The 25,812-nt window shown below is 60.5% G+C and carries 25 protein-coding genes; 21 read left to right on the top strand and 4 right to left on the bottom strand.

Translation table 11 applies throughout. The annotated features are described in order from the left end of the window. The first annotated feature begins 95 nt into the window (after positions 1–95). From QD461_RS13910 to trmB, 20 genes are all read left to right on the top strand, one after another. Positions 96–3,011 (top strand): [protein-PII] uridylyltransferase, encoded by a 2,916-nt coding sequence (locus QD461_RS13910; protein WP_414088289.1) that lies wholly within the window; start codon positions 96–98, stop codon positions 3,009–3,011. Then, positions 3,008–4,612 carry a murein biosynthesis integral membrane protein MurJ gene (gene murJ / locus QD461_RS13915; protein ID WP_414088290.1) on the top strand — a complete coding sequence of 535 codons (1,605 nt, stop codon included), beginning with the start codon at positions 3,008–3,010 and terminating at the stop codon, positions 4,610–4,612. The genes QD461_RS13910 and murJ overlap by 4 nt, the downstream gene beginning before the upstream one ends. A gap of 58 nt (positions 4,613–4,670) precedes the next feature. Beyond that, positions 4,671–5,129, top strand: a complete 459-nt coding sequence (locus tag QD461_RS13920) for a GNAT family N-acetyltransferase (protein ID WP_414088311.1) — start codon at positions 4,671–4,673, stop codon at positions 5,127–5,129. A 182-nt stretch (positions 5,130–5,311) separates the two neighbouring features. Next, on the top strand, positions 5,312–5,704 hold the full coding sequence (locus QD461_RS13925) for a VOC family protein (RefSeq protein ID WP_414088291.1): 393 nt from the start codon (positions 5,312–5,314) through the stop codon (positions 5,702–5,704). A gap of 110 nt (positions 5,705–5,814) precedes the next feature. Further along, a complete protein-coding gene (gene trpS, locus QD461_RS13930; protein ID WP_184706498.1) occupies positions 5,815–6,879 on the top strand; it encodes a tryptophan--tRNA ligase in 1,065 nt (354 codons plus the stop codon). Positions 6,880–6,951: 72 nt separating this feature from the next. Continuing rightward, complete coding sequence (locus QD461_RS13935; protein ID WP_414088292.1) at positions 6,952–7,785, top strand: PhzF family phenazine biosynthesis protein; 834 nt, start codon at positions 6,952–6,954, stop codon at positions 7,783–7,785. Between the two features lie 76 nt (positions 7,786–7,861). After that, entirely contained in the window at positions 7,862–8,353 is a 492-nt protein-coding gene (locus QD461_RS13940; protein ID WP_184706502.1) for a universal stress protein, read from the top strand. Positions 8,354–8,469: 116 nt separating this feature from the next. Continuing rightward, positions 8,470–9,036: a NifU family protein gene (locus QD461_RS13945; RefSeq protein ID WP_184706504.1), complete on the top strand. Its 567-nt coding sequence runs from the start codon at positions 8,470–8,472 to the stop codon at positions 9,034–9,036. A gap of 123 nt (positions 9,037–9,159) precedes the next feature. After that, the gene (tsaB, locus tag QD461_RS13950) at positions 9,160–9,816 is read left to right on the top strand and encodes a tRNA (adenosine(37)-N6)-threonylcarbamoyltransferase complex dimerization subunit type 1 TsaB (protein WP_414088293.1); all 657 of its coding nucleotides are present in this window, start codon (positions 9,160–9,162) and stop codon (positions 9,814–9,816) included. Between the two features lie 2 nt (positions 9,817–9,818). Further along, positions 9,819–10,313: a GNAT family N-acetyltransferase gene (locus QD461_RS13955; RefSeq protein WP_414088294.1), complete on the top strand. Its 495-nt coding sequence runs from the start codon at positions 9,819–9,821 to the stop codon at positions 10,311–10,313. A gap of 120 nt (positions 10,314–10,433) precedes the next feature. Beyond that, positions 10,434–10,862, top strand: coding sequence for a Fur family transcriptional regulator (locus tag QD461_RS13960; protein ID WP_037152890.1), 429 nt, complete (start codon positions 10,434–10,436; stop codon positions 10,860–10,862). 30 nt (positions 10,863–10,892) lie between these two features. After that, on the top strand, positions 10,893–11,690 hold the full coding sequence (locus QD461_RS13965; protein WP_414088295.1) for a lysophospholipid acyltransferase family protein: 798 nt from the start codon (positions 10,893–10,895) through the stop codon (positions 11,688–11,690). A gap of 61 nt (positions 11,691–11,751) precedes the next feature. Further along, positions 11,752–13,164 (top strand): tRNA (N6-isopentenyl adenosine(37)-C2)-methylthiotransferase MiaB, encoded by a 1,413-nt coding sequence (miaB, locus tag QD461_RS13970; RefSeq protein WP_414088296.1) that lies wholly within the window; start codon positions 11,752–11,754, stop codon positions 13,162–13,164. Between the two features lie 30 nt (positions 13,165–13,194). After that, a complete protein-coding gene (locus QD461_RS13975) occupies positions 13,195–14,247 on the top strand; it encodes a PhoH family protein (protein WP_414088297.1) in 1,053 nt (350 codons plus the stop codon). Positions 14,248–14,264: 17 nt separating this feature from the next. Further along, positions 14,265–14,771: an rRNA maturation RNase YbeY gene (ybeY, locus tag QD461_RS13980; protein ID WP_414088298.1), complete on the top strand. Its 507-nt coding sequence runs from the start codon at positions 14,265–14,267 to the stop codon at positions 14,769–14,771. Positions 14,772–14,796: 25 nt separating this feature from the next. After that, positions 14,797–15,969: a hemolysin family protein gene (locus QD461_RS13985; RefSeq protein ID WP_414088299.1), complete on the top strand. Its 1,173-nt coding sequence runs from the start codon at positions 14,797–14,799 to the stop codon at positions 15,967–15,969. A gap of 78 nt (positions 15,970–16,047) precedes the next feature. After that, positions 16,048–17,649, top strand: a complete 1,602-nt coding sequence (lnt, locus tag QD461_RS13990; protein ID WP_414088300.1) for an apolipoprotein N-acyltransferase — start codon at positions 16,048–16,050, stop codon at positions 17,647–17,649. A 151-nt stretch (positions 17,650–17,800) separates the two neighbouring features. After that, the gene (locus QD461_RS13995) at positions 17,801–18,220 is read left to right on the top strand and encodes a helix-turn-helix domain-containing protein (protein ID WP_184706522.1); all 420 of its coding nucleotides are present in this window, start codon (positions 17,801–17,803) and stop codon (positions 18,218–18,220) included. Between the two features lie 190 nt (positions 18,221–18,410). Continuing rightward, entirely contained in the window at positions 18,411–19,664 is a 1,254-nt protein-coding gene (gene metK, locus QD461_RS14000; RefSeq protein WP_184706524.1) for a methionine adenosyltransferase, read from the top strand. After that, positions 19,661–20,362 carry a tRNA (guanine(46)-N(7))-methyltransferase TrmB gene (gene trmB, locus QD461_RS14005; RefSeq protein ID WP_414088301.1) on the top strand — a complete coding sequence of 234 codons (702 nt, stop codon included), beginning with the start codon at positions 19,661–19,663 and terminating at the stop codon, positions 20,360–20,362. The genes metK and trmB overlap by 4 nt, the downstream gene beginning before the upstream one ends. 157 nt (positions 20,363–20,519) lie before the next feature. Here trmB and QD461_RS14010 read toward each other — a convergent pair whose 3' ends face one another. Further along, positions 20,520–20,777 carry a DUF1150 family protein gene (locus QD461_RS14010; protein ID WP_184706528.1) on the bottom strand — a complete coding sequence of 86 codons (258 nt, stop codon included), beginning with the start codon at positions 20,775–20,777 and terminating at the stop codon, positions 20,520–20,522. A 157-nt stretch (positions 20,778–20,934) separates the two neighbouring features. Next, positions 20,935–21,366: an Hsp20 family protein gene (locus QD461_RS14015; RefSeq protein WP_004120834.1), complete on the bottom strand. Its 432-nt coding sequence runs from the start codon at positions 21,364–21,366 to the stop codon at positions 20,935–20,937. A 225-nt stretch (positions 21,367–21,591) separates the two neighbouring features. Between QD461_RS14015 and QD461_RS14020 the strand changes: the two genes are divergently transcribed. Then, positions 21,592–22,536: a nucleoside hydrolase gene (locus QD461_RS14020; protein ID WP_414088302.1), complete on the top strand. Its 945-nt coding sequence runs from the start codon at positions 21,592–21,594 to the stop codon at positions 22,534–22,536. Between the two features lie 69 nt (positions 22,537–22,605). On the opposite strand, the gene QD461_RS14025 is transcribed toward QD461_RS14020, so the two are convergent. Together QD461_RS14025 and QD461_RS14030 are read right to left on the bottom strand one after the other, a co-directional pair. Continuing rightward, entirely contained in the window at positions 22,606–24,951 is a 2,346-nt protein-coding gene (locus QD461_RS14025; RefSeq protein WP_414088303.1) for a methyl-accepting chemotaxis protein, read from the bottom strand. A 192-nt stretch (positions 24,952–25,143) separates the two neighbouring features. Then, positions 25,144–25,812 (bottom strand): PfkB family carbohydrate kinase (locus QD461_RS14030; protein ID WP_414088304.1); only part of this gene is annotated, 669 nt, incomplete at its 5' end.

The raw sequence follows: 25,812 nt of genomic DNA on the forward strand, positions 1-25,812 counted from the left end.
CCGAGATTGTCGGCGCTGCGGGTTTGGCTCACGCCGGATGATGAATGCGGGCGCAGATTGCCTGTGTCAATCGCCGGACAAAGAGGCTATAGCGCATGCAGACGAAAAGACAGGCGCGCCGGCGGCGGCCCGCCGTCAAAGAACAGGAATCCGGTCGGCAGAGCATGGAAATGCATGACATCGATTTTCCGGCTGTTCTCGACGTTTCCGCGCTAAGGGCGGAATGCGAGGCACTTGCCAAGCGCCATCTGGATAAGAACGACGAACGGTCAGCGCTGCTCGCTCTTCTGAAAAAGGCGAGCCAGGAAGGGCGCGAAGAGGCCCGGCGTCTACTGGATGCTCAGGGCGGCGGCCTGGATTGCGCGCACCGCATATCCTGGCTGCAGGACCAGATCATTACGGTCCTCTACGATTTCACGATCCAGCACGTTTACCTGAAGCAGGCCGGCAGTTTCTCCGTCACAGCCGTCGGCGGTTATGGGCGCGATACGCTGGCGCCGGGTTCGGATATCGATCTTCTTTTCCTGTTCCACCCGAAGCCGGACGGCGAGACCCACAAGGCTGTCGAGTTCATCCTCTACATGCTCTGGGACATGGGCTTCAAAGTCGGCCACGCCACGCGCACTGTCGAGGAGTGCATCCGTCAGGCCAAATCCGACATGACGGTGCGCACGGCGGTTCTCGAAACCCGCTATATCTGCGGCAACGAGCCGTTGACCCGCGAGCTGCAGGCGCGTTTCGACAAGGAAATCGTCACCAATACCGGCCCAGAATTCATCGCCGCCAAGCTTGCTGAGCGTGACGAGCGCCACCGCAAGGCCGGCGATACCCGCTATCTGGTCGAGCCGAACGTCAAGGAAGGCAAGGGCGGTCTGCGCGATCTGCACACGCTGTTCTGGATCTCTAAATATTACTACCACGTCCGCGATCCGGTCGAACTGGTGAAGCTCGGCGTGCTGTCGAAGCAGGAATACCGCTTGTTCGAGAAGGCGGAGGATTTCCTCTGGGCCGTGCGCTGCCACATGCATTTCCTGACCGGCAAGGCGGAGGAGCGGCTCTCCTTCGATATCCAGCGCGATATCGCGGCAGCGCTCGACTATCATGCGCGCCCGGGCCTTTCCGCCGTCGAGCGCTTTATGAAGCACTACTTCCTTGTCGCCAAGGATGTCGGCGATCTCACGCGCATCCTCTGCGCCGCGCTCGAGGACCAGCAGGCGAAGGCGACTCCGGGGCTGACCGGCGTCATCAGCCGTTTCGCTAACCGCTCGCGCAAGATCCCAGGCACGGTTGAGTTCGTCGAGGATCGCGGCCGTATCGCGCTCGCCAACCCCGATGTCTTCAAACGCGACCCTGTCAGCCTGATCCGGCTGTTTTTCGTCGCCGATATCAACGGGCTGGAATTCCACCCGGATGCCCTGAAGCGCGTCACGCGCTCGCTGAATCTGATCGACAACGATCTGCGCGAGAACGAGGAGGCGAACCGGCTTTTCCTTTCCATTCTGACGTCGAAACGTGATCCGGCCCTGATCCTCCGCCGCATGAACGAGGCCGGCGTGCTCGGCCGCTTCATTCCGGAATTCGGCAAGATCGTCTCGATGATGCAGTTCAACATGTATCACCACTATACGGTGGATGAGCACCTGATCCGCGCTGTCGAGGTGCTGTCGGAGATCGACAGGGGCAAGGTCGAGGATATCCATCCGCTGACCAACAAGCTGATGCCCGGCATCGAGGATCGCGACGCGCTCTATGTCGCCGTGCTTCTCCACGATATCGCCAAGGGCCGTGAAGAGGACCATTCGGAAGCCGGCGCCAAGGTGGCACGCAAGCTTTGCCCGCGCTTCGGCCTTTCGCCGAAGCAGACGGAGCTTGTGGTCTGGTTGATCGCCGAGCATCTCACAATGTCGATGGTCGCTCAGACCCGCGATTTGACGGACCGCAAGACGATCATCGATTTTGCCGACCGCGTGCAGTCGCTCGACCGGTTGAAGATGCTGCTGATCCTGACGGTCTGCGATATTCGCGCCGTCGGCCCCGGCGTCTGGAACGGCTGGAAGGGCCAGCTGCTGCGCACCCTCTATTATGAGACCGAGCTGCTGCTGGCCGGCGGCTTCTCCGAAGTGTCGCGCAAGGAGCGCGCAGAGGCCGCTGCTCAGGCGCTCGACGAGGCGCTTGCCGACTGGAGCAGGAAGGACCGGGACAACTACGTCAAGCTGCACTATCAGCCCTATCTGCTATCGGTGCCGCTGGAAGATCAGGTCCGGCATACGAAGTTCATCCGTCAGACGGATAAAGCGGGCAAGGTGCTCGCCACTATGGTCCGCACTGACAGCTTCCATGCCATTACCGAGATCACCGTGCTGTCGCCCGACCATCCGCGCCTGTTGACCGTCATCGCCGGCGCTTGCGCTGCAGCCGGCGCCAATATTGCCGACGCGCAGATCTTCACGACATCGGACGGCCGCGCTCTCGACACCATCCATGTCAGTCGCGAATTTGCCGACGATGCCGACGAGCTGCGCCGTGCCGGCACCATCGGCAAGATGATCGAGGATGTGTTAGCCGGTCGCAAGCGGTTGCCGGAAGTCATTGCGACGCGTTCGAAGAACCGGCGCAAGAACAAGGCCTTCGTCATCCCGCCATCAGTGATCATCACCAACAGCCTCTCCAACAAGTTCACGGTCATTGAGGTCGAATGTCTCGACCGCACCGGCCTCTTGTCGGAAATAACGGCCGTCCTCTCGGATCTGTCGCTCGATATTCAATCTGCCCGTATCACCACCTTTGGCGAGAAGGTGATCGACACCTTCTACGTCACCGATCTGGTCGGACAGAAGATCGCCAACGAAAACAAGCGGGCCAACATTACTGCGCGCCTGAAGGCTGTGATGGCGGGTGAGGAGGACGAAATGCGCGAGCGCATGCCATCCGGCATCATCGCGCCGGCCCCCACGCGTGCCGTTGCCGCCGAAACCCCAGACACTGAAAAGAAAGCCGGTTCAGCCGTATGAGCCTAGTCAAGAAATTCATCACGGTCGGTGGCGCGACGCTCGGCAGCCGCATCTTCGGCTTTGCTCGCGAAACGCTGATGGCCGCAGCCCTCGGCACCGGCCCGATGGCTGACGTCTTCTACGCCGCCTTCCGCTTTCCGAATCTCTTCCGCCGCCTGTTTGCCGAGGGCGCCTTCAATGCCGCCTTCGTGCCGCTCTTTGCCAAGGAGATCGAGGCCAACGGTATCGAGGGCGCGAAACGCTTCTCGGAAGAGGTGTTCGGCGTTCTCTTCTCGGTCCTGTTCCTGATCACCGTCGTGATGGAACTGGGCATGCCGCTGATCGTGCGCTGGATCATCGCTCCCGGTTTTGCCGACGATCCGGACAAATTCTCGATCACGGTGCGCATGGCGGCCGTGATGTTCCCCTATCTCATGTGCATGTCGTTGACGGCGATGATGAGCGGCATGCTGAATTCGCTTCATCATTTCTTCGCGGCGGCCGTGGCGCCCGTCTTCCTCAATGTCGTGATGATCGGGGCGCTGTTTTATTCGCTCTATTTCGGCGCTCTGCCGCTGCAGACCGCCTGGTATCTCTCCTGGGGCGTGCTTGTTGCGGGTGTCCTGCAATTGCTCGTCGTCTATATCGGCGTGCGGTTTGCCGGCATCAATATCGGTTTCCGCTGGCCGCACTTCACGCCGAACGTCAAGCGCCTGCTGATCCTTGCCATTCCGGCCGCCGTAACCGGTGGCATCACCCAGATCAACCAGATGATCGGCCAGGCGATTGCGTCGAGCCGCGAAGGCGCGATTGCAGCCCTGCAATATGCCGACCGCATCTACCAGCTGCCGCTCGGCGTTGTCGGCGTCGCCGTCGGTGTCGTGCTCCTGCCGGAGCTGGCCCGCGCCCTGAAGTCGGGCCATCTGAAGGAAGCCGGCAATCTGCAGAACCGCTCGATCGAATTCGTGCTGTTCCTAACCTTGCCGGCCGCCATGGCGCTCTGGGTTCTCTCGGACGATATCATCCGCGTGCTCTACGAGCGCCGCGCCTTTCATCAGGAAAACACCGTCATTGTCGGCTCAATCCTGGCGATTTACGGCTTGGGCCTGCCGGCCTTCGTGCTGATCAAGGCGCTGCAGCCGGGCTTCTACGCCCGCGAGGATACCAAGACGCCGATGCGCTTCTCTGCCATCGCCGTCGCCACCAATTGCGCGATCGCGCTCAGCCTCTTCCCCTATCTCGGGGCGCCCGGCATCGCAGTCGCCGAGGCGACGGCCGGCTGGATCAGCACGGTGCTGCTCTTCACGACGCTTTTGCGCCGGGGTCACCTTGCCTGGGAATGGGCCCTTGCCCGCCGCACCGCTCTGCTGCTCGTTGCGGCTGGTGTCATGACCGGAGTCATCATCTATCTCCAGCACCGCTGGGGAGAATATCTGGCGTCTGGCACAACTCTCGTCAGCAAGGTCAGCACGCTCGGCCTGCTGATCGCTATCGCCATGGCAGTCTATTTCGTTGTTGCTTTCCTGATCGGGGGCGCCGATCTCGGCATGATCCGCCGCAATATCAACCGCAAGCGCCCGGCGGCCGCTGCTTCCGACGCGAAGACGGTGAACGGGGAGTAAGCAAGATTCTTCGCCCCGCCAAGGGTACGGAACAGCAAGGAAGTGCCTTCACGTGAAAATGCAGATCCATTTGCGTGAGGCACGCGAGGCCGATCTCACCGAGCTTGGCGAGCTCAAGTTTCGTGCGTCTGTCGCGTGGGGAGACTTTGTCGAGGAACTGCAGAACTTGCCGGATGCACGGCACGTCTCGCGGGAGCATCTGCCCCACATCATCGTCGCGGAGCTAGAGGGAACAATCGCCGGGTTTGTAACCATACTGCCTGGAGATGATGCCTCCCACGCTGAGCTGGAGGACCTTTTCGTAGCTCCCTCATTTTGGCGAAATGGCATCGGAGCCAAGCTGCTGGCAACAGCCGAAGCTCGTGCGGTAGTATTGGGAGCCGCTCGGATGCACGTTGTTGCCAATGAGAGGGCGCGCCTTTTTTATGAGGCTGCGGGTTATCGTCTGATTGGCATGGTCCAGACGGATTTCGCCTCGGCGCGGGAACTGTGCAAGTCGCTCCGTCCGGTCCAATAAGGGCCGTCCTCTCAAGCATTTTAGGGCAGGCCGCCTACAGACACATCATCGCGCAGACCTTGAGAGCAAGAACACGGTCAATCCCGTTTGCTGCGCGCTCGCTCTTTGTCCATAGTCGCCTGTCTGTGCTCTCTCCCTGCAAGCTCGGCGGGAGGTGATTTCATCACATGCGGAGATATCCGATGCCTCAGTCCCTCTTTCTGGTTGCTCTCGTCGTCGACGATTATGATCGTGCCAAGGCCTTCTATTGCGATTGCCTCGGTTTCGATTGTCTGCACGATGAGGCGCAGCCGACAGGCAAGCGCTGGGTCGTCGTCAGGCCGAAGGGCGCGGAAGGGGCGGCCTTATTGCTCGCCCAGGCGGCAGACGACAGCCAGCGCGCCGCGATCGGCAACCAGACCGGCGGCCGCGTCGGCTTCTTTCTCAAGACCGATAATTTTGCCCGCGATCACGCCGCGATGCTTGCCAAAGGCGTCAAGTTCCGGGAGGAGCCGCGCCAGGAAGCCTATGGCACGGTGGCCGTCTTTGCCGATCCCTATGGCAACACCTGGGACCTGATCCAGCATTCTTCCTGAGACTGAGGCACATAGCCTCTTGATCCCTGTCGATACCGCGTGCATAAGCCGCTCGAACCAAGGGTTGAGCGCCGCTCACCCAGGCCCTCCACAAGCCTTTTGAGGACGACATGACCGAATTCAAGCCGCTCGTATTCTCCGGCGTTCAGCCTACCGGCAACCTCCACCTCGGCAACTACCTCGGCGCGATCCGCAAGTTCGTGGCCCTGCAGGCCAACAACGACTGCATCTATTGCGTCGTCGACATGCATGCGCTGACGGCTCAGCTCGTGCATGAGGATATGCCAAACCAGACGCGCTCGATCACCGCAGCCTTCCTCGCCGCCGGCATCGACCCGGAAAAGCATATCGTCTTCAATCAGTCGGCCGTGCCGGGCCATGCCGAGCTTGCCTGGATCTTCAACTGCGTTGCCCGCATCGGCTGGATGAACCGCATGACGCAGTTCAAGGACAAGGCCGGCAAGGACCGCGAGCAGGCCTCGCTCGGCCTCTACGCCTATCCGAGCCTGATGGCCGCAGACATCCTGCTTTATCGTGCCACGCATGTTCCTGTCGGAGACGACCAGAAGCAGCATCTGGAGCTGACCCGCGACATCGCCATGAAGTTCAATTTGGACTACATGGAGCATATCCGTCGCACGGGTTATGGCATCGACATCACCGTTGGCGACGAGCCGGTGCATGCGTATTTCCCGATGGTCGAGCCGCTGATCGATGGCCCGGCGCCGCGCGTCATGTCGCTGCGCGACGGCACTAAGAAGATGTCGAAGTCAGACGCTTCCGACCTCTCGCGCATCAACCTGCTCGATGACGAGGAAAATATCTCGAAGAAGATCCGTAAGGCAAAGACCGATCCGGATGGCTTGCCAAGCGAAATCGCCGGTCTTGCGGGCCGCCCGGAAGCCGACAATCTGGTCGGCATCTACGCAGCTCTTGCCGATAAGTCGAAGGCTGACGTTCTCGCGGAATTCGGCGGTCAGCAGTTCTCAGTGTTCAAGCCGGCGCTGGTCGATCTTGCCGTGCACGCGCTCTCGCCGATCACGACGGAAATGCGTCGCCTGATGGCAGACCCGGGCCATATCGACGCTGTTCTGCGCGACGGCAGCGCCCGCGCGCGTGCCCGCGCCGACGTCACCATGAAGCAGGTTCGCGACATTATCGGCTTTCTCTATTGAGACTTTTGATATCTTATCGGTTGGCGCGTCGCCTAAGTGGCGCGCCAAGACCAGCGAACGGATGGGCCGATTTTGAATATCCTGCGGATTGCTTCCTTTTCGGAGAATGGAGCTGGCGGTAATCCCGCCGGCGTCTTGATAGCCGATGTCCTGCCTGAGGCCGCCGAGATGCAACGCATCGCAGCCGAAGTCGGGTTCTCCGAGACCGCTTTTGCCTGCCCCGAAGGGCAAGGCTGGAGAGTGCGCTATTTCTCTCCTCAGTCGGAGGTTCCATTCTGCGGTCATGCGACGATCGCGCTTGGTGCGGCTCTCGCGTTGCAGGAGGGTGACGGGATTTTTGCGCTCGCGCTCAACGAGGCCAATATCACCGTCGAAGGGCACCGGAAAGGCGATGTGCTCACGGCGGCCCTACAGTCGCCGCCCACGCGAAGCAAGGCGCCGACGCACGAGCTGGTGTCGGAAGTGCTGGGACTGTTCGGCTATTCGACCGACGACTTGGATCCGGCCATTCCCGCGGCGCTGATCCACGGCGGCGCCGATCACTTCATACTGGCCCTGAAATCCCGCGATGCGCTTGCCGCCATGACCTACGATCTTGATGCCGGCCGCACTTTGATGGTCCGCGAAGGTTTGGTCACGATCCTCCTTGCCTACGCCGAAATGCGGCAATTGTTCCACACACGCAATGCCTTTGCGTCGGGCGGTGTCTATGAAGACCCCGCGACCGGGGCTTCAACGGCAGCCTTTGCCGGATATCTGCGCGACATTGCCTGGCCGCATGGCGGATCCATCGAGGTCATCCAGGGTGAGGATATGGGAATGCGATCCCGCCTGCATGCCGATATCCCGGCCGTGGCTGGAAGCTCCATCCGAGTGTCGGGCGAGGCAAGGCTCATGGACTTTTAGGTCACTGAACGGCAACCGCCATTGGGTCTAAAAACGGGGCTTGCCACGGCACAGGCTTCGATGTCAGAGTCGTCTCATGGTATCCACGCGACTTTCACGACTAGAAGGCCACCGCCGCAAGTTCATGGCGGTCATTGACGGTACTCCCGAATGCCAGCGCGCCGTTCACTATGCCGGCCGGCGCGCCAAGAATTCCAACGGCGGCCTCGTGTTGCTCTATGTGATCCCCGAGGGCGATTTCCAGCAATGGCTCGGCGTGGAAGAGATCATGCGGGCGGAAGCGCGGGAGGAGGCCGAGGCGGCGACCGCCAAGGCAGCCCAGAGTGTACGCGAGAATGTCGGCATCGATCCCGAAATCGTCATTCGCGAGGGGGCTTCGGCCGAGCAGATCAATGCAGTGATCGAAGAGGATCGGGACATCGCGCTCCTCGTTCTGGCCGCCGGCTCCGCCAAGGAAGGGCCAGGCCCGCTTGTTTCGTCGATCGCCGGCCGTGCCGCCGCTTTTCCGATCCCCGTCACCGTGCTGCCAGATACGCTGACGAACGAGGAAATCGACGCGCTCAGCTGATAAAAGCCAGCCATTTCTTGAGAATCACTCTCTTGAATTGAGCGGCCAAAAGGCCTATTTCTTTTGAAATATTCTAAAGTTGGGACTGGGTTTGTGCCCGCCGCATGGAGATCAATATGTTCATTCAGACCGAAGCGACACCGAACCCCGCGACCCTGAAGTTTCTGCCGGGCAAGGTGGTGATGGAAAGCGGCACGGCCGAATTCCGCAGCGCCGAGGAAGCTGAGGCTTCGCCGCTTGCTGCCCGCCTCTTCGAAATCCAGGGCGTGACCGGCGTGTATTTCGGCTACGACTTCATCTCCGTCTCCAAGGAAAGTCAGGAATGGCAGCATCTGAAGCCTGCCATTCTTGGTTCGATCATGGAGCATTTCATGTCCGGCAAGCCTGTCATGGGCTCCAGCTCAGTTCTGTCCGAAGCGCGGGATGCCGGCGGCGAATTCTTCGATGAAGGCGATGAATCCATCGTGCTGACCATCAAGGAACTGCTCGATACCCGCGTGCGTCCGGCGGTTGCTCAGGATGGCGGCGACATTACCTTCCGCGGCTTCCGCGACGGCAAGGTCTATCTCAATATGAAAGGATCCTGCGCCGGCTGCCCGTCTTCAACGGCAACGCTGAAGCATGGCGTGCAGAACCTGCTGCGCCACTTCGTGCCCGAGGTGCAGGAAGTCGAAGCCGTCTAAACATGGTTCCAAAGGTGTGTGGCGGTTTTTGGATGGGATTATGCCAGAATGTTGCGATGCCATACTGGAGCATTTTAAGACAAGCCAACCGCGCCTCAGGCGCGGCTTTTCGGAAAAATTGATATGATCGTACTGGCGCTCGACACGGCAGGTGTGGATTGCGCTGCCGTTGTGTATGATAGCGGTAGTGATTCTGTGATGGGGGAGGTCACGGAAACGATCGGACGGGGGCACGCCGAACATTTGATGCACGTCGTCGATGAAGCGCTGGCGAAAGCCAACACGGCGCTTTCGGCTGTCGAGCGCGTCGTCGTGACTGTCGGTCCCGGTTCCTTCACCGGCATCCGCATCGGCGTTGCAGCCGCCCGCGGTTTTGCACTTTCCCTCAACGTTCCAGCAATCGGCGTCACGACCCTTGAGGTTATGGCTGCGACTGCAAGAGCACAGAATCCGGGCAAGTCGGTTCTGGCTGCCATCGATGCCAAGCGCGAGGAGATCTATCTCCAGAGCTTCGATGTCGATGGCAACCCGCAGGACGAGGCTCGGGCCGTGACGGTCGACGAAGCGCGGGCAATTGCGGCCGCCTTCGACGGCGTCGTCACCGGAACGGCTGTCGCCCGGCTGAGCGACGCGCCGCCGGCGGAGCGGCCAGACGCATTTCCGATCGCCGTCGTCGCCCGGCTGGGCGCTGGCAAATCTGCCGGCGAAAAGCCGAAGCCGCTTTATCTTCGCGGACCCGATGCCAGACCGCAGGCCGGATACGCAGTTGCCAGGCAGTAGAAATGCTCGAATCCTATCTGACCCTCAAAGCCGAATACGAAATCATCCCGATGGACTTGAAGGATTGCGCCGAAGTGGCGCTCCTGCATGGCGAACGTTTTCCGCGAATCTGGGACGAGTCCGAGTTTCAAAATCTCCTCTCACAGGAGACCACCTTCGGCTTCGTTGCCCGCCAGACCAATGCCATCCTGAAGAAAGCGCTCCCGGGCTTCGTGCTCGCACGGCATGTGGCGGGCGAAGGCGAAATCCTGACGATCGCCGTCAGTGCCAAGCTCGGGCGCACTGGTCTCGGATGGCGGTTGATGCAGGCGGCCCTTCGCGAGGCTCGCAATCGCGGCGGTGAAACCATGTTCCTCGAGGTCGACGGCGGCAACCAACCGGCGCTCGGCCTTTACCGCAAACTTGGTTTCGAGACGGTTGGCGAACGCAAGGCTTATTATGTCGGCGATAATGGCGCGAAATCGACGGCGCTTGTCATGAGCCGCGTTCTTCGCTAGAGCATTTTGCAGCCAAGTGGCATCACTTGGCGTCGCACATATGCGGCAAAACAAGCAGATAGGGCGGCAATCCGGCGCGCTATCCGTTGTCACAGTGCAATAGGCCGAAGACAGTAATTGATGGATGATGCCGTAAAATCCCTTGAGGAGCTTTGCGCCGAGCGCGGTATGCGCATGACGGAGCAGCGCCGGATCATCGCGCGCATCATAGAGAGTTCCGAGGACCATCCCGACGTCGAGGAGCTCTATAGACGCTCCGTGCAGGTGGATGCGAAAATCTCGATCTCCACGGTGTACCGCACGGTCAAGCTGTTCGAGGATGCCGGACTTCTTGCCCGCCATGATTTCCGCGACGGGCGCTCCCGCTACGAAACCGTGCCGGAAGAGCATCACGACCATCTGATCGACCTGAAAAGCGGCGAGGTGATCGAATTTCACTCGCCGGAGATCGAGGCGCTGCAGGAGCGCATCGCCCGCGAACACGGCTTCAAACTCGTCGACCACCGGCTGGAGCTTTACGGCATCCCGCTGAAGAAGGACGAAGCTTGACGTGAAGGCTTTCATGCAGGAGCGAATGATTTGATGACCTGGCTGCGCATCGGCTGTGCTGCCGTGGTCATCTGCGCCGTCAGCGCCGTGATGCTGCCTTTACAGATCCTTTGTCTGCGCCTTGACTGGAAGCTCCGGCGCTATCTGCCGCGCTACTGGCACCGCATTGTCTGCTATTGGCTTGGCGTGCGCATTCATGTCGTCGGCAAGATGGAGACGAGCCGGCCATTGATGTTAGCCTCCAACCATTCGTCCTGGCTCGATATTCTCGTGCTTTCTGCGGTGGCCGACGTCTCCTTCATCGCCAAGTCGGAAGTGCGGGATTGGCCGATCTTCGGCCAGTTTGCACAATGGCAGAAGAGCGTCTTCGTCGAGCGCGAGCAGAAGCGCAAGACGGGCGAGCAGGTGAACGAGATCGCCGACCGCATGGCCGATGGCGAAATCATGGTGCTGTTTCCTGAGGGAACGACCTCCGACGGCAATCGGCTGCTCGAGGTCAAATCCTCGCTGTTTGGCGCTGCCGCAGCGGCCCTGCCGAAGGCACCGGATGCCGTTGTGCATGTCCAGCCGGTTGCGGTCGCCTATACCCGGGTTCATGGTACGCCTATGGGCCGTTATTATCGTCCGCTGACGGCATGGCCCGGCGATATCGAGCTCGTGCCGCACCTGAAGGGCATCGTCCAGTGCGGCGCTATCGATGTCGACGTCTGCTTTGGCGAAGCTGTCGATTATCGCGCTGGCACCAACCGCAAGGAAGTCAGCGCCACCATCGCGCGGCGCATCCGCAATTTGCTCGCTAGCCGCCTGCTCGGCCGCGAGATCGCTTGATTTCCAGGTGATTCCAACTTTTCCATTTTCTCCGAAGGCAAAAGCCACTACATAGCGGCCCATGACCAAGGACAGCCTGACCCTCGATGCCCCGGCGACCGACGCTTTGCAGCTCGGCACCCGCGATGGCTTCAACAGCCGCAAGGTTTTCATCAAGACTTACGGCTGCCAGATGAACGTCTATGATTCCACGCGGATGAGCGATGCGCTCTCCCGCGACGGCTATGAGCCGACCGAGGATATGGAAGAGGCCGATCTCGTTCTTTTGAACACCTGTCACATCCGCGAGAAGGCGGCCGAAAAAGTCTATTCCGCGCTCGGTCGCCTGCGCGAGATGAAGAAGCGCAAGGCCGCGGACGGCCGCGAGATGATGATCGGCGTCACCGGCTGCGTTGCGCAGGCCGAGGGTGAGGAGATTCTTCGCCGCGCGCCTGCCGTCGATGTCGTCATCGGCCCGCAGACCTATCATCGCCTGCCGGACGCGCTTCGCCGCGCCAAGGAGGGCCAGCGCGTCGTTGATACCGAATATGCGATCGAGGACAAGTTCGAGCATCTGCCGATCGCCGAGAAGGCAAAGATCCGCGCCCGCGGTGTCACCGCCTTCCTGACGGTGCAGGAAGGATGCGACAAGTTCTGTACTTTCTGCGTCGTACCCTATACGCGCGGCTCCGAAGTCTCCCGTCCGGTCTCTCAGATCGTCGAGGAGGCGCAAAAACTTGTGGATGGCGGAGTGCGCGAAATCACACTGCTCGGCCAGAATGTCAACGCCTGGCACGGTGCCGGCCCCACCGGCGAAGCCTGGAGCTTGGGCGACCTACTCTATCGTCTGGCCGAGATCCCCGGCCTTGCCCGTCTGCGTTACACCACCAGCCACCCCCGCGACATGGACGATCGCCTGATCGGCGCGCATCGCGATCTGCGCACGCTGATGCCCTATCTGCACCTGCCGGTTCAGGCCGGTTCGGACCGGATCCTGAAGGCGATGAACCGCCGGCACACGGCTGCGGAATACTTGGCATTGATCGAGAAAATCCGGGCTGCACGGCCGGATATCGCACTTTCTGGCGATTTCATCGTCGGTTTCCCAGGGGAGACAGACCAGGATTTTGAGGATACACTGAGGCTGATCGAGGAGGTGAATTATGCACAGGCCTTCTCGTTCAAATATTCCACGCGGCCGGGTACGCCCGGCGCGGAATTGAAGGATCAGGTGCCCGAAGAGGTCAAAACCGAGCGGTTGGAACGGTTGCAGGCATTGTTGCTGAAGCAGCAGCATGCTTTTGCCGAGGCCTGCGTGGGCAAAACAGTGGATATCCTTCTGGAAAAGCCAGGCCGGATGCCGGGCCAGTTGATTGGACGCTCTCCCTGGCTGCAATCTGTGAATGTTGATGCAAAAGCATCGCAAATCGGTGACATTATTAACGTACGAATCACCGGGACCAGCACCAACAGCCTGTTTGCTGATTTGCTCTAGGTTCCGGACCGGCACAAGGAGCCACACCGCTTGAACGGACAGGAATTGGTTTCTTCTTCATCGCGCCAGCCCCGCACCGCGAGCGACGCCAATCACTTCATCCTGACGTTCGAGAACAATCGGTTCGCCAGCGAGCTTTTCGGACAGTTCGACCAGAATTTGAAGCTGCTTGAGGAGCGTCTCGGCATCGACGCGCGGGCGCGGGGCAATTCGGTCGTCATTACGGGCGATGTGCCCGCCACCAATCAGGCGCGCCGGACGCTCGATTACCTCTATGACAAGCTACAAAAAGGCGGCAATGTGGAGCGTTCCGATGTAGAGGGCGCCATCCGCATGGCGGTTGCCGCCGACGACCAATTGACGCTGCCGACCATGGAGAGAAAAGCAAAGTTGACGATGGCGCAGATTTCGACGCGCAAGAAGACCATCATAGCGCGCACGCCGACTCAGGATGCCTATATGCGGGCGCTGGAGCGCTCCGAGATGGTGTTCGGCGTTGGCCCGGCGGGTACCGGTAAGACCTATCTTGCCGTCGCGCACGCTGCCCAGCTTCTGGAGCGCGGCGCCGTGGAAAAGATTATACTGTCGCGCCCGGCCGTAGAAGCCGGCGAGCGTCTGGGCTTCCTGCCCGGTGACATGAAGGAAAAGGTCGATCCCTATCTGCGTCCGCTCTATGACGCGCTCTACGACATGATGCCGGGCGACAAGGTCGAGCGCGCCATCACCGCAGGCGTCATCGAGATCGCGCCACTCGCCTTCATGCGCGGTCGCACGCTCGCCAACGCCGCCGTTATCCTCGACGAGGCACAGAACACGACATCCATGCAGATGAAGATGTTCCTGACGCGTCTCGGCGAGAATTCGCGGATGATCATAACAGGCGATCCGAGCCAGATCGACTTGCCGCGCGGCGTCAAGTCCGGCCTGGTCGAGGCGCTGGAGCTGCTGAACGGCGTCGAGGGCATTACCATCGTCCGCTTCAAGGACACCGACGTCGTGCGTCACGCGTTGGTGGCGCGCATCGTTCGGGCCTATGACTCGACCTATGCGACCCAGGCCGAGGAAAGCAATCCGCAGATCTGATCCGCGGCACAACACTCATGGCAGAACTCGACATACAGATCAGCGTGGAGGAGGGCGATTGGCCCTCAGAGGAAGAGTTGCAGTCGCTTGCCGAGCGCGTGCTGGGCGAGGCTGCAGCCTATCTGAAGAAACACGAAAAGCAGCCCTTTCCGAAAATGGCGCCCGAATTGTCGCTAGTATTCACCGACGACGCCTCGATCCGCGCGATCAACGCGGAATGGCGCTCGCAGGACAAGGCGACGAATGTTCTTTCGTTCCCCGCCTTTCCGCTTGAGCCCGGCGGCAAGCCCGGTCCGATGCTTGGCGATATCATCATTGCCAGGGAGACGGTTGAGCGCGAGGCTATCGATCTTGAGAAGAGTTTTGACGACCATCTGACCCATTTGATGGTCCACGGTTTCTTGCATCTCTTCGGCTACGACCATATGAATAATAGCGAAGCCGAAAGAATGGAGGGGCTGGAGACTCGCATTTTGGCTAGTCTTGGCCTATCTGATCCCTATGCGGGTCAAGACCCCATTTGATTTGAACCCTGTTTGACCAGGAACAATGAGCGACTTTACGACAAGACCGGCCCCCGAGGCCAAAGATGGAGCCGATGCAGCCTCCTCCGATGAGGCAGGCAGTAGTAGCAGCGGCAAGCGATCTCAATCTTCATTCTGGGCGCGTGCAGCGCGCATCCTCCGCCCGGCGCAGGGCGCTGCGCGGCTGCGCGAGGATCTCGCCGACGCGTTGATGACCAACGCAGCCGATGACGACGCCTTTTCGCCCGACGAGCGGGCGATGTTGCACAACATCCTGCGCTTCCGCGAAGTCCGCGTCGAAGACGTCATGGTGCCGCGTGCCGATATCGAAGCAGTGGATCAGAATATCACCATCGGTGAGCTGATGATCTTGTTCGAGGAAAGCGGCCGTTCGCGTATGCCCGTCTATGCCGAAACGCTGGATGATCCGCGCGGCATGGTGCATATCCGCGACCTCCTGTCCTATGTCGCCAAGCAGGCCCGCAACAAGCGTCGCGCCGGCAGCGCCAAGACGGCCGCCGCTGCGACAACCGGTGCCGCCACCGAAAAGGCGCCGCGCTCGGCCAAGCCGAATTTCGATCTTTCGCGCGTTGATCTGCAGAAGACGCTGGCCGAGGCCGGCATCATCCGCAAGATTCTGTTCGTTCCGCCATCCATGCTGGCGTCCGACCTCCTGCGCCGCATGCAGGTCAACCGCACGCAGATGGCGCTTGTCATCGACGAATATGGCGGCACGGATGGACTGGCCTCGCATGAGGACATCGTCGAGATGGTTGTCGGTGACATCGACGACGAGCATGATGACGACGAAGTCATGTTCAAGCGCGTCTCTGAAGATGTTTTTGTCGCCGACGCCCGTGTCGAGCTGGAGGAGATCGCCGAGGCGATCGGTCCGGATTTCGACATCAGCGAGCAGGTGGACGAGGTGGATACGCTCGGCGGCCTGATCTTCTCCGCACTTGGCCGCATTCCGGTGCGGGGCGAAGTCGTGCAGGCGTTGCCGGGCTTCGAGTTTCACATCCTCGATGCCGATCCGCGCCGTATCAAGCGCGTACGCATCACCCGCAAACGCCATGCCGCGCGTCGTCGCCCGACGGTCAAGCTCGAGGGCGAGGCCGCGGGGGGAGAGCGTGACTTGCTGCCACCGGAAGCCATTGCCGAGGAAACATCGGCGGAACGCAACGCAGCCCGGCAATAAATGCCGCTTCGGCAGGACAAATCGTCAATTCTTTGAAAGACTGCCGCCAGTTGATTCGAAGTTTGACGGAGCTGGCGCATGGAATGGCTTTCGGGCAGGGTGATCCTCGTCTGGGGTTTCAAACGTGCGTTGCTTGCGATCTTAGCCGGTGCCATCGGGGTGCTGGCCTTGCCGCCGTTCGGCTTCTTTGCGGCAATGTTCATCTCCTTCACACTGCTGGTCTGGTTGCTCGACGGCGTCGCGGCCAGTCCCGATAGCGGCCTTTTCGGCCGGTTGTGGCCGTCCTTCTTCACGGGCTGGCTCTTTGGCTTTGGCTATTTCGTTGCCGGACTCTGGTGGCTCGGCCATGCACTGCTGATCGATGCCGAGGAGTTTGCCTGGGCGTTGCCGTTGGCAATTCTCGGCCTGCCGGCCTTCCTGGCAATCTTCTACGGTGCCGCGACCGTGCTTGCCCGGATACTGTGGTCCGACGGCTTGGGTCGCATCGCGGCGCTCGCTTTCAGCTTCGGCATTCTCGAATGGCTGCGGAGCTTCCTCTTCACCGGTTTTCCCTGGAATGCCATCGGCTATGGCGCCATGCCCATTCCGCTGATGATGCAGTCCGCACATCTGATCGGCGTGCTTGGGGTGACCGTGCTTGCCGTCTTCGTCTTCGCCGCGCCGGCACTGCTCGGCACGCGGCAAGGGCGGGTCCCCGGCATCGGGCTTGCGATCCTTGTTGCCGCAGCTCATGTGGGTTACGGTTACTATGTGTTGCATCTGCCGGAGGCGCCGGCCGTGAGCGGCAAAACGGCACCTGTCGTGCGCATCGTTCAGCCTTCCATCGATCAGCAGGCGAAGATGGATACGGATGCCGATCGCACCGCCATCTTCGACAGGCATCTGGCGCTCTCCGTGCAGCCGCCGGCAAATGGCGGCAAGCGCCCCGATATCATCGTCTGGCCGGAGACGGCTGTTCCGTTCATCCTGACAGATAACAGGGATGCGCTTGCTCGCATTGCTGATCAGTTGGAGGACGATCAGGTTCTGATCACCGGCGCCGTCCGCGTCGAGGATATGGGGCCAGGCACCCCGCCACGCTATTACAATTCGATCTACGTCATCGATGGCCGCGGCCAGATCATCGACGCCTCAGACAAGACCCATCTCGTGCCTTTCGGCGAGTATGTGCCCTTCGAGCACATTCTGAGCTACCTCGGCATCGAGAACGTCGTCGAGCTGCCGGGCGGGTTTTCAGCCGCCACCAAGCGGCGGCTGTTGACCATGCCCGACGGCATCAAATTCTACCCGCTGATCTGCTACGAGATCATTTTCCCGAATGAGATGACTCAGGAGATTCGGCAGGCAGATGCCATTTTGAACGTTACGAATGACGGTTGGTTCGGAGATACGCCTGGTCCCTATCAGCATTTCCTGCAGGCCAGGGTGAGGGCAGTAGAGCAGGGGCTTCCTCTGATTCGCAGTGCCAATACGGGCATTTCAGCCTTCGTCGATCCGCGGGGGCGCGTACTCTCCGGCATCGGCTATAATCAGCAAGGGTTCATAGATGCTACCCTGGGTGGTGCGTCCGTCTCGAGCGTCGACGGGAAGGCCCGGAAAACATACTTTTGGTTGATTGTCGGCCTAGTCGGCCTCGTTGCTGCCATTTCACGCATGGGTTTTATTCCAAGGGTGAATTGACCAAAAAACCCTAAAATTGCATAGTGCTAGCTATCCGCCTTTTAAACGTAGACTGGAGGCCTTGGGGGCGTCGGCTGCAACGTGGCGTTATAGGGGTGGAGAAGGGTACCGGGTGGCAGGTCCTGAATTCAACCTATGTTAGGGTAAAATGATGATTGAAAACAAAAAGAAGCCGAACCCCATCGACATTCATGTCGGTAGCCGCATACGCCTCCGCCGCACGATGCTTGGCATGAGCCAGGAAAAGCTCGGCGAAAGCCTCGGAATTACGTTTCAGCAGATCCAGAAATATGAAAAGGGCACCAACCGCGTTGGCGCTAGTCGTCTCCAGAACATCTCCAGCATCCTCAATGTCCCGGTTTCCTTCTTCTTCGAAGATGCCCCGGGTGAGCACGCGGCCAATGCGGGTGGCATGGCCGAAGCATCCAGCTCCAACTATGTCGTCGATTTTCTGTCCTCTTCCGAGGGGTTGCAGCTTAATCGTGCCTTCGTGAAAATCTCCGATGGCAAGGTCCGGCGCAAGGTCGTTGAGCTGGTCAAGGCGCTTGCCGCGGAAGCGGACGCTGAATAGGCATTTCGAGGGGGCATCGGAATGCTGAAGTCGAAAGGCGGTCGTTTTGGCCGCCTTTTGTGCGTTTACGGCAAAATTTTATCACTTCAGCCGAGATATAAAGATATATTTATGTCCTTGTTCGTCTTGTTTTTCGAGGCGGAGGCGAATATCAAATGCAGAGATTTTTGTTCTTTGAGGGGAATCCCGCATGCGCGCGAATTATCTGTTTACGAGTGAGTCTGTTGCCGAAGGTCACCCGGATAAAGTTTGTGACCGCATTTCCGACGAAATCGTCGATCTGGTTTACCGCGAGGCTGCAAAGACCGGCGTAAACCCATGGGGCGTGCGCATTGCCTGCGAGACCCTTGCCACCACCAACCGCGTCGTCATCGCCGGCGAAGTTCGTCTGCCGCCGAGCCTGATGAAGAAAGACAAGGACGGCAACGACGTCATCAATCCTTCGAAGTTCAAGGCCGCCGCTCGTCGCGCCATCAAGGATATCGGCTACGAACAGGACGGCTTCCATTGGAAGAAAGCGCGCATTGACGTGCTCCTGCACTCGCAGTCCGCGGATATCGCCCAGGGCGTCGACAATGCTGCCGACCAGCAAGGTGATGAAGGTGCCGGCGACCAGGGCATCATGTTCGGCTACGCCTGCAAGGAGACGCCTGACCTCATGCCGGCGCCGATCTACTATTCGCACAAGATCCTGCAGCTCCTCGCTACAGCCCGCAAGAAGGGCGAGGGCGAAGTTGCCAAGCTCGGCCCGGATGCCAAGAGCCAGGTGACGGTTCGCTACGTCGACGGCAAGCCGTCCGAAGTGACCTCGATCGTGCTTTCGACCCAGCATCTGGACGACAGCTGGGATTCGAAGAAGGTTCGCGCCGTTGTCGAGCCCTACATCATCGAAGCTCTCGGCGACCTGAAGATTGCCTCCGATTGCAAGTGGTACATCAACCCCACGGGCAAGTTCGTCATCGGCGGTCCTGACGGCGACGCCGGCCTGACCGGCCGCAAGATCATCGTCGACACCTACGGCGGCGCAGCCCCGCACGGCGGCGGTGCTTTCTCGGGCAAGGACACGACCAAGGTCGACCGTTCCGCCGCCTATGCAGCCCGTTACCTCGCAAAGAACGTTGTTGCCGCCGGCCTTTCCGACCGCTGCACGATCCAGCTGTCCTACGCCATCGGCGTCGCTCAGCCGTTGTCGATTTATGTTGATCTGCACGGCACGGGCAAGGGCGTCACCGAGGACCAGGTCGAAGCGGCTATCCGTAAGAACATGGACCTCTCGCCGACCGGCATCCGTCGTCATCTTGACCTCAACAAGCCGATCTACGCCAAGACCTCGGCCTATGGTCATTTCGGCCGCAAGGCCGGCCGTGACGGTTCTTTCTCCTGGGAGCGCACGGATCTGGTGAAAGCCCTCAAGGAAGCCGTGAAGGTCAAGGAAGCTGCATGATCGACGTCGAGCGGCGGTCGCGGGCGACGGAAGCATTCTTCGGGCGGCGCAAGGGTAAGGCCTTGCGCGGCCAACAGGCGGAAACGCTGGAAGCTTTGCTGCCGCAATACATCATCGATCTCTCCGCTCCGGCGCCGCAGCCGCTCAACGATCTCTTCCGGGTGCAGACCGAGCGCCTGCGCCTGGAGATCGGTTTCGGCGGTGGCGAGCATCTGATTCACAGGGCACTGGAACAACCGGCGACCGGTTTCATCGGCGTCGAGCCCTTCGTCAATTCAATGCAGAAGCTGCTTGCGCGTGTCGGCGAGACCGGTGCGCGCAATATTCGTGTTTACAACGACGACGCCACCCAGCTGCTGGACTGGCTACCGGATGGCTGCCTGGATCAGATTGATCTGCTCTATCCGGATCCGTGGCCGAAAAAGAAGCACTGGAAGCGCCGTTTCGTCTCGCAGGTCAACCTCACGCGCTTCCATCGCGTGCTGAAGCCGGGCGCTCTCTTCTGTTTTGCCTCCGATATCGACACCTATGTCAACTGGACGCTACAGCACTGCGACGCACATGGCGGCTTCGAGTGGATCGCGCGTAACGCCGCCGACTGGCTGACCCCCTATGAGGGTTGGCCGAGCACGCGCTATGAGGCCAAGGCCCGTCGCGAAGGACGTTCGTCCGCCTATCTGACCTTCAGGAAAATCTGATTGTTTGCTGTCCGGCTGAGATAGTAAACCTCAGATCGCGCATCATGCCTTTTCGGACCGCCATGCAAGGCGGTCTGGATGATGCGCATGCATCGGGCGGCAAAATTCCGCGCCGTCGATGCGAACGGCGAGCGCCACCGTTGAGCGATACCTGCGATCAATGCAGGCTGACGGTCTTCAGTTCATCTTCGGCAGCACGATAGAAGGTGCTGGAGCGATTGTCCGTCAGCAATATCGGGGTGCCGTCAGCGCCGAAAAGCGCCCACAGATCAACCTCCGGGTCGATATCGGGCGCTTCAGGGAAGCAGCGCGATACTTCGTTCCAGTCCATTTTTCTGATGTAAGCAACCTCACCGGCGCCGATATTGGCAAGCTCGGATTGGGTCAGGCGGGCGGTAGCTTCTTTCATCAACATGCTCGTACCTCCAGTATGAGGAACCAACGGCCCAGAGCATGGTGCGGAAAAGTGCGAGCGGCTTTCAGCCGACATCATGCTCTAGTTATCTGATTCTAGAGCGGATTTTGCTTCCAGGCCGATTCGACGTGAAATTATCCGGCTCTAGGCCGTTGTCCTACTGTGAGACCGAAATGTTAATTTTCTTTACTATGCGATCCGGTTCCGGTCGAATGAGATCGACCGAGAGAAGGCCGTTTTTCAGGACGGCGCCGAGAACCTGCATGCCGTCGGCGAGCACGAAGACGCGCTGGAACTGCCGGGCGGCGATACCCCGATAAAGATAATCGCGCTCGCCTTGTTCGATCTGGCGACCGCGAATCAGAAGCTGATTCTCTTCTGTCGTCACATCGAGTTCGTCTTCGGAAAAGCCAGCCACCGCAAGCGTGATGCGCAGTCGCTCCGGCTCGCCGGAGAGCCGGTCCGCCCGCATGCGCTCGATATTGTAGGGAGGATAGCCGTCGCTGGCTTTGGAAATACGCTCCAGCGTCTTTTCCATAGTGTCGAAGCCCAGAAGCAACGGGCTGGCAAAGGGAGTCGTACGGCTCATCGTCAAGTCCTTGGTATCAAGCGACTGTTCCGGGCCTGATCTTCAGCACCCGGTTGTCCTAATATGGGAGCGCGCGCCGATCAGTGCAAGGCATCACATCTTCGCATCCGCGAGATCGGATTCATCCGCGAAAATCGTTCGATGACACGGTATGCGAGCGCTTGACAAAGCCTGACCGGACCCGCGACAAAGCCTCTCAATCTGCACCGGAGGAAAGTTACAGATATGACCGAACCCAGAAAAATCATTATCGATACCGACCCTGGTCAGGACGATGCCGCAGCGATCTTCCTCGCCTTCGGCAGCCGCGAGGAGATCGATGTTCTCGGCATTACCACCGTCGCCGGCAACGTGCCGCTGCGGTTGACGAGCCGCAATGCCCGCATCGTCTGCGAGCTCTGCAATCGCCGCGACGTCAAGGTGTTCGCAGGCGCCGACGCGCCGCTGAAGCGCAAGCTGGTGACCGCCGAACACGTGCACGGCAAGACCGGCCTCGACGGTCCGGAACTGTCCGAGCCGACGATGGAGCTGCAGCCGGGCCATGCCGTCGATTTCATCATCGACACGCTGCGCAACGAGCCGGAAGGCGCCGTCACGCTCTGCACGCTCGGGCCGTTGACCAATATCGCAATGGCCTTCCAGAAGGCGCCTGATATCGTCGGGCGCGTGCGCGAACTCGTCATGATGGGCGGTGGCTTCTTCGAGGGTGGCAACATCACGCCGGCCGCCGAGTTCAACATCTATGTCGACCCGGAAGCGGCCGATGTGGTGTTCCGCTCGGGCGTGCCGATCGTCATGATGCCGCTCGACGTTACCCATAAGCTGCTCACCCGCAAGGATCGCGTTGCCCGTATGGCCGCCGTCGGCACGCCGCCGGCCAAGGCCATGGTCGAAATGCTGGAGTTCTTCGAGCGCTTCGATATCGAGAAGTACGGCTCGGATGGTGGCCCACTGCACGATCCCACGGTCGTCGCCTATCTCCTGAAGCCGGAACTCTTCAAGGGTCGCGAGTGCAACGTGGAAATCGAAGTGACCTCCGAACTGACGGTCGGTATGACCGTGGTCGACTGGTGGCACGTTACCGACCGCAAGCGCAACGCCAAGGTCATGCGCGATGTCGATGCCGATGGCTTTTTCGCGCTGCTGACGGAACGCTTCGCCCGCATCTGATCATCACGGCAAATGAAAAAGGCCGCCGGATCGCTCCGGCGGCCTTCTTACTGATTAAATTCAGGCGGCTCAGAATTCTTCCCAGTCATCCTGTGCAAGGGCCGTGGCGCCATGCGTCTGTGGCTGAGCCCGGCGTGCTGGAGCCGGAGCAGGGGCTGCCGCTCTGCGTGACGAGACCGGGGCGCGCATCTGCTGGGCCGCAGCTCTCAATGCGGCTGCACTGTCCTGCGCGCTGTGCGACGTGCGGAAGCGTGCGACCAAGCCCCGAAGGGTCTGGGCTTCTTCGGCAAGGGTGACGCTGGAGGCCGTGGTCTCCTCGACCATTGCCGCGTTCTGCTGCGTTACCTGGTCCATCTGGTTCATGGCCGAGTTGATTTCCTTGAGGCCGATGGCCTGCTCGCTTGCCGAGGCGGAAATCTGGCGAATGAGACCGTTGATCTCCATCACCTGCTGGGCGATCTTGTGCAGGGCATTGCCCGCGCGACCGACCAGGTTGACGCCTTCCTTGACCTGACCTGCCGAGGTGTTGATCAGCGTTTTGATCTCCTTGGCGGCATTGGCCGAGCGCTGGGCCAGTTCGCGCACTTCCTGAGCGACGACTGCAAAGCCCTTGCCGGCCTCGCCTGCACGGGCAGCTTCCACGCCGGCGTTGAGCGCCAGCAGGTTGGTCTGGAAGGCAATCTCGTCGATGACGCCGATGATGCGCGAGACTTCTAGAGAAGACTGTTCGATGCCGTGCATGGAGGCGATAGCCTTCTGCACGACCTCGCCGGAATGCTCGGCATCCTGAGACGCTGCGTTGACGCTGCTTGCTGCCGTGCGGGCGTTTTCGGCGCTGGAGTTGACCTGTGCGGTCAGCTCGTTGAGAGCCGCTGCGGTCTCTTCCAGGCTCGCGGCCTGCTGCTCGGTGCGGCGGGCAAGGTCGGAGGCGCTGTTGCTGATCTCGCCGGTGCCGCTGCCGATGTTGCCGACGCTGACGTTGACCGTGTGCACGGTCTCTTCGATGCTGGCCAGCGCGGCGTTGAAGTCCTGCTTCAGCTGGGCATATTCGCCCGGGAAGTCGTCGGTGATACGCTGGCTGAGATTACCCTTCGACAGCTCAGCCAGGTTGTGGCCGAGAATGCCGACGATGTGACGCTGCAGGGCGACGCTCTCATTGCGCTCGCTTTCGGAGCGGCGGCGTTCGCCTTCCGCAGCCTGGCGCTGGTCGTTTGCCTCGCCTTCCAGGCGCTTGGTATCGGCAAGCGCGAAGCGGAAGCCCTCCAACGCCTTGGCGACGGAGCCGACTTCGTCAGCCCGGTCCTGGCCGGCGATCGGATCGGCGTAGTTACCGGCGCTGAGGCCCTTGACGCTGGCAACGAGACCGGCAAGCGGCTTCTGCACGAAGCCGCGAACGGCCGCGTAGAGAGCGAGCATGACGGCGATCAGTACCAGAATGCCGGAGACCACCATCGTGAAGGTCTGGTCACGCACTGGCGCTGCAATCGCACTGCGCGGTACGTCGATGAGAACGACCCAGGTGGCGTTCAGACCCGGAACGGCGAAAGGATAGACGACGCGGTCGAATTCTTCGCCGCCCTTTTCCGAGAGGTTCTTGAGGATGCTGGCGGAAGAGGAGGTCAGCGCGGCCTTGATGACGCTTGCGCCGGAACCGTCATATTCCTTCATCAGCTGATCGGCGGTCGGTGCGACCAGCCATTTGTTATCCTGGGAAACCAGCAGAACGCGACCGGAGCCGAACGGATGCAGTTTCTGAAGTTTCGTGTAGAGCGAGGAGAGGGAGATATCGACGCCTGCGACGCCGATCATCTTGCCGCCGGACATGACCGGATAGGCGATAGAGCTCATGGTCGTCGGAACGTCCGTGCCCTGTGCGAGGTAGGGCGGCGTGATCGCGCCCTTGCCGCTGTCGGCGGCGAGTTTCCACCAGGCAGCCGTATAATCGTTGTCGAAGGTCGAGAACTGGATGCCGCCATCCTTTGTCTTCGACCAGTAGGGCGCAAAGGCACCCTTCTCGTTGACGCCCTGATCCTTGTTGTTGGCAAGTTCGGTGGTTTTGCCGTCGAGTGCGCCGAGCTGCTCGCAGAACCAGCTGCCGAAAGCAAAGACGTTCTGCTCAACGTTCGCCTTGAGGATATTCATCATACCCTTTCGGTCGAGGTTGTGGCCCTCATGTGCGCGGCCGACGACGGCGGCCATGGAACGGGCGGCGCTGGCCATTTCGCCGAGATTGGCAGCGATTTCGTTGGAAATAGATTTGGCTTCGGTATTGGCCTGATCCATCGTCAGGGCCTCGACGCGGTCACGCGTCTGCGAGATCAGCAGGAAGTTGGAGACCAGCAGGACGAGTGCAATCGCCAGCCCGGTGACCAAGATCAGCTTGGCCGCAAGCGACTTCATACGAAAGATGAACATCATTTCCTCAAAAAAGCGATGCGTGGGATGCACATTATCCGCATGCAAAGTCGGCGCAGGATGGCCCTGTCATAGAGCCGCCGTGAGAATTGCCGCCGCGGCCGGAAGGGTATACGCGCCAGGCCAGAGGAGAATGATATGGAAGCGCAAAAATTTAATTAATTGCGCTCCACTCTATTTAAGGGGGGATACTTAGAGCTTCTCGGCGACTTCGCTAGCGACCGGGATGGATGGCTGAGCGCCCGGCTTGAGGCAGGCGAGCGAACCGGCGACCGCTGCGCGGCGCAGGCTGGCCTGAAAGTCCATGCCCTGATCGAGGCTTGCCGCGAAATAGCCGCAAAACGTATCGCCGGCGCCAACCGTGTCGATCGGTTCGATTACCAGGCCCTTGGCGCGGGAAACCTCGCCGTCGCGAATGGCAATGACGCCGTCGCCGCCGAGTGTCACGATCAGCGTCTGGCCAGTCTCGCCGTGCAAGCGTACGAGAGCCGCCTCGCGCTCTGCTGCGGACATGTTGTCCTGACCGGCCAGTCTCTCGAATTCCGTCTCGTTGGCGATGACGATGTCGGCGAGCCGGCCAAGGCGCGCGGCCTCGGGGATAAGGGGGGCGAGGTTGAGCACGGTCCGCACACCCTTGGCCTTGGCGGCACCAAGGGCCGTCTCGACGGCGGCGACCGGGACTTCGAGCTGCAGCATCAGCGTATCGTCGGGGTTCAGCGCGGCGACAGCGGCCGTTGCGTGCTCGGCCGTGTTCGTGCCGTTTGCGCCGGGAACGACGGCGATCATGTTTTCTCCGTCGCCGCCTACGAGGATCAGTGCTGTGCCTGTGGGCTCGGAGACGTGCTTGACGGTCGAAAGATC

Origin of the sequence: Rhizobium sp. BR 314, assembly GCF_047445805.1 — a bacterium.
Classification (GTDB): Bacteria; Pseudomonadota; Alphaproteobacteria; order Rhizobiales; family Rhizobiaceae; genus Rhizobium; species Rhizobium lusitanum_B.

Bases quoted from the DNA above. Each gene is read 5' to 3' on its own strand.
- QD461_RS13910 (WP_414088289.1), top strand. From the start codon at position 96: ATGCAGACGAAAAGACAGGCGCGCCGGCGGCGGCCCGCCGTCAAAGAA.
- murJ (WP_414088290.1), top strand. From the start codon at position 3,008: ATGAGCCTAGTCAAGAAATTCATCACGGTCGGTGGCGCGACGCTCGGC.
- QD461_RS13920 (WP_414088311.1), top strand. From the start codon at position 4,671: ATGCAGATCCATTTGCGTGAGGCACGCGAGGCCGATCTCACCGAGCTT.
- QD461_RS13925 (WP_414088291.1), top strand. From the start codon at position 5,312: ATGCCTCAGTCCCTCTTTCTGGTTGCTCTCGTCGTCGACGATTATGAT.
- trpS (WP_184706498.1), top strand. From the start codon at position 5,815: ATGACCGAATTCAAGCCGCTCGTATTCTCCGGCGTTCAGCCTACCGGC.
- QD461_RS13940 (WP_184706502.1), top strand. From the start codon at position 7,862: ATGGTATCCACGCGACTTTCACGACTAGAAGGCCACCGCCGCAAGTTC.
- QD461_RS13945 (WP_184706504.1), top strand. From the start codon at position 8,470: ATGTTCATTCAGACCGAAGCGACACCGAACCCCGCGACCCTGAAGTTT.
- tsaB (WP_414088293.1), top strand. From the start codon at position 9,160: ATGATCGTACTGGCGCTCGACACGGCAGGTGTGGATTGCGCTGCCGTT.
- QD461_RS13955 (WP_414088294.1), top strand. From the start codon at position 9,819: ATGCTCGAATCCTATCTGACCCTCAAAGCCGAATACGAAATCATCCCG.
- QD461_RS13960 (WP_037152890.1), top strand. From the start codon at position 10,434: ATGGATGATGCCGTAAAATCCCTTGAGGAGCTTTGCGCCGAGCGCGGT.
- miaB (WP_414088296.1), top strand. From the start codon at position 11,752: ATGACCAAGGACAGCCTGACCCTCGATGCCCCGGCGACCGACGCTTTG.
- ybeY (WP_414088298.1), top strand. From the start codon at position 14,265: ATGGCAGAACTCGACATACAGATCAGCGTGGAGGAGGGCGATTGGCCC.
- QD461_RS13985 (WP_414088299.1), top strand. From the start codon at position 14,797: ATGAGCGACTTTACGACAAGACCGGCCCCCGAGGCCAAAGATGGAGCC.
- lnt (WP_414088300.1), top strand. From the start codon at position 16,048: ATGGAATGGCTTTCGGGCAGGGTGATCCTCGTCTGGGGTTTCAAACGT.
- QD461_RS13995 (WP_184706522.1), top strand. From the start codon at position 17,801: ATGATTGAAAACAAAAAGAAGCCGAACCCCATCGACATTCATGTCGGT.
- metK (WP_184706524.1), top strand. From the start codon at position 18,411: ATGCGCGCGAATTATCTGTTTACGAGTGAGTCTGTTGCCGAAGGTCAC.
- trmB (WP_414088301.1), top strand. From the start codon at position 19,661: ATGATCGACGTCGAGCGGCGGTCGCGGGCGACGGAAGCATTCTTCGGG.
- QD461_RS14010 (WP_184706528.1), bottom strand. From the start codon at position 20,777: ATGTTGATGAAAGAAGCTACCGCCCGCCTGACCCAATCCGAGCTTGCC.
- QD461_RS14015 (WP_004120834.1), bottom strand. From the start codon at position 21,366: ATGAGCCGTACGACTCCCTTTGCCAGCCCGTTGCTTCTGGGCTTCGAC.
- QD461_RS14020 (WP_414088302.1), top strand. From the start codon at position 21,592: ATGACCGAACCCAGAAAAATCATTATCGATACCGACCCTGGTCAGGAC.
- QD461_RS14025 (WP_414088303.1), bottom strand. From the start codon at position 24,951: ATGTTCATCTTTCGTATGAAGTCGCTTGCGGCCAAGCTGATCTTGGTC.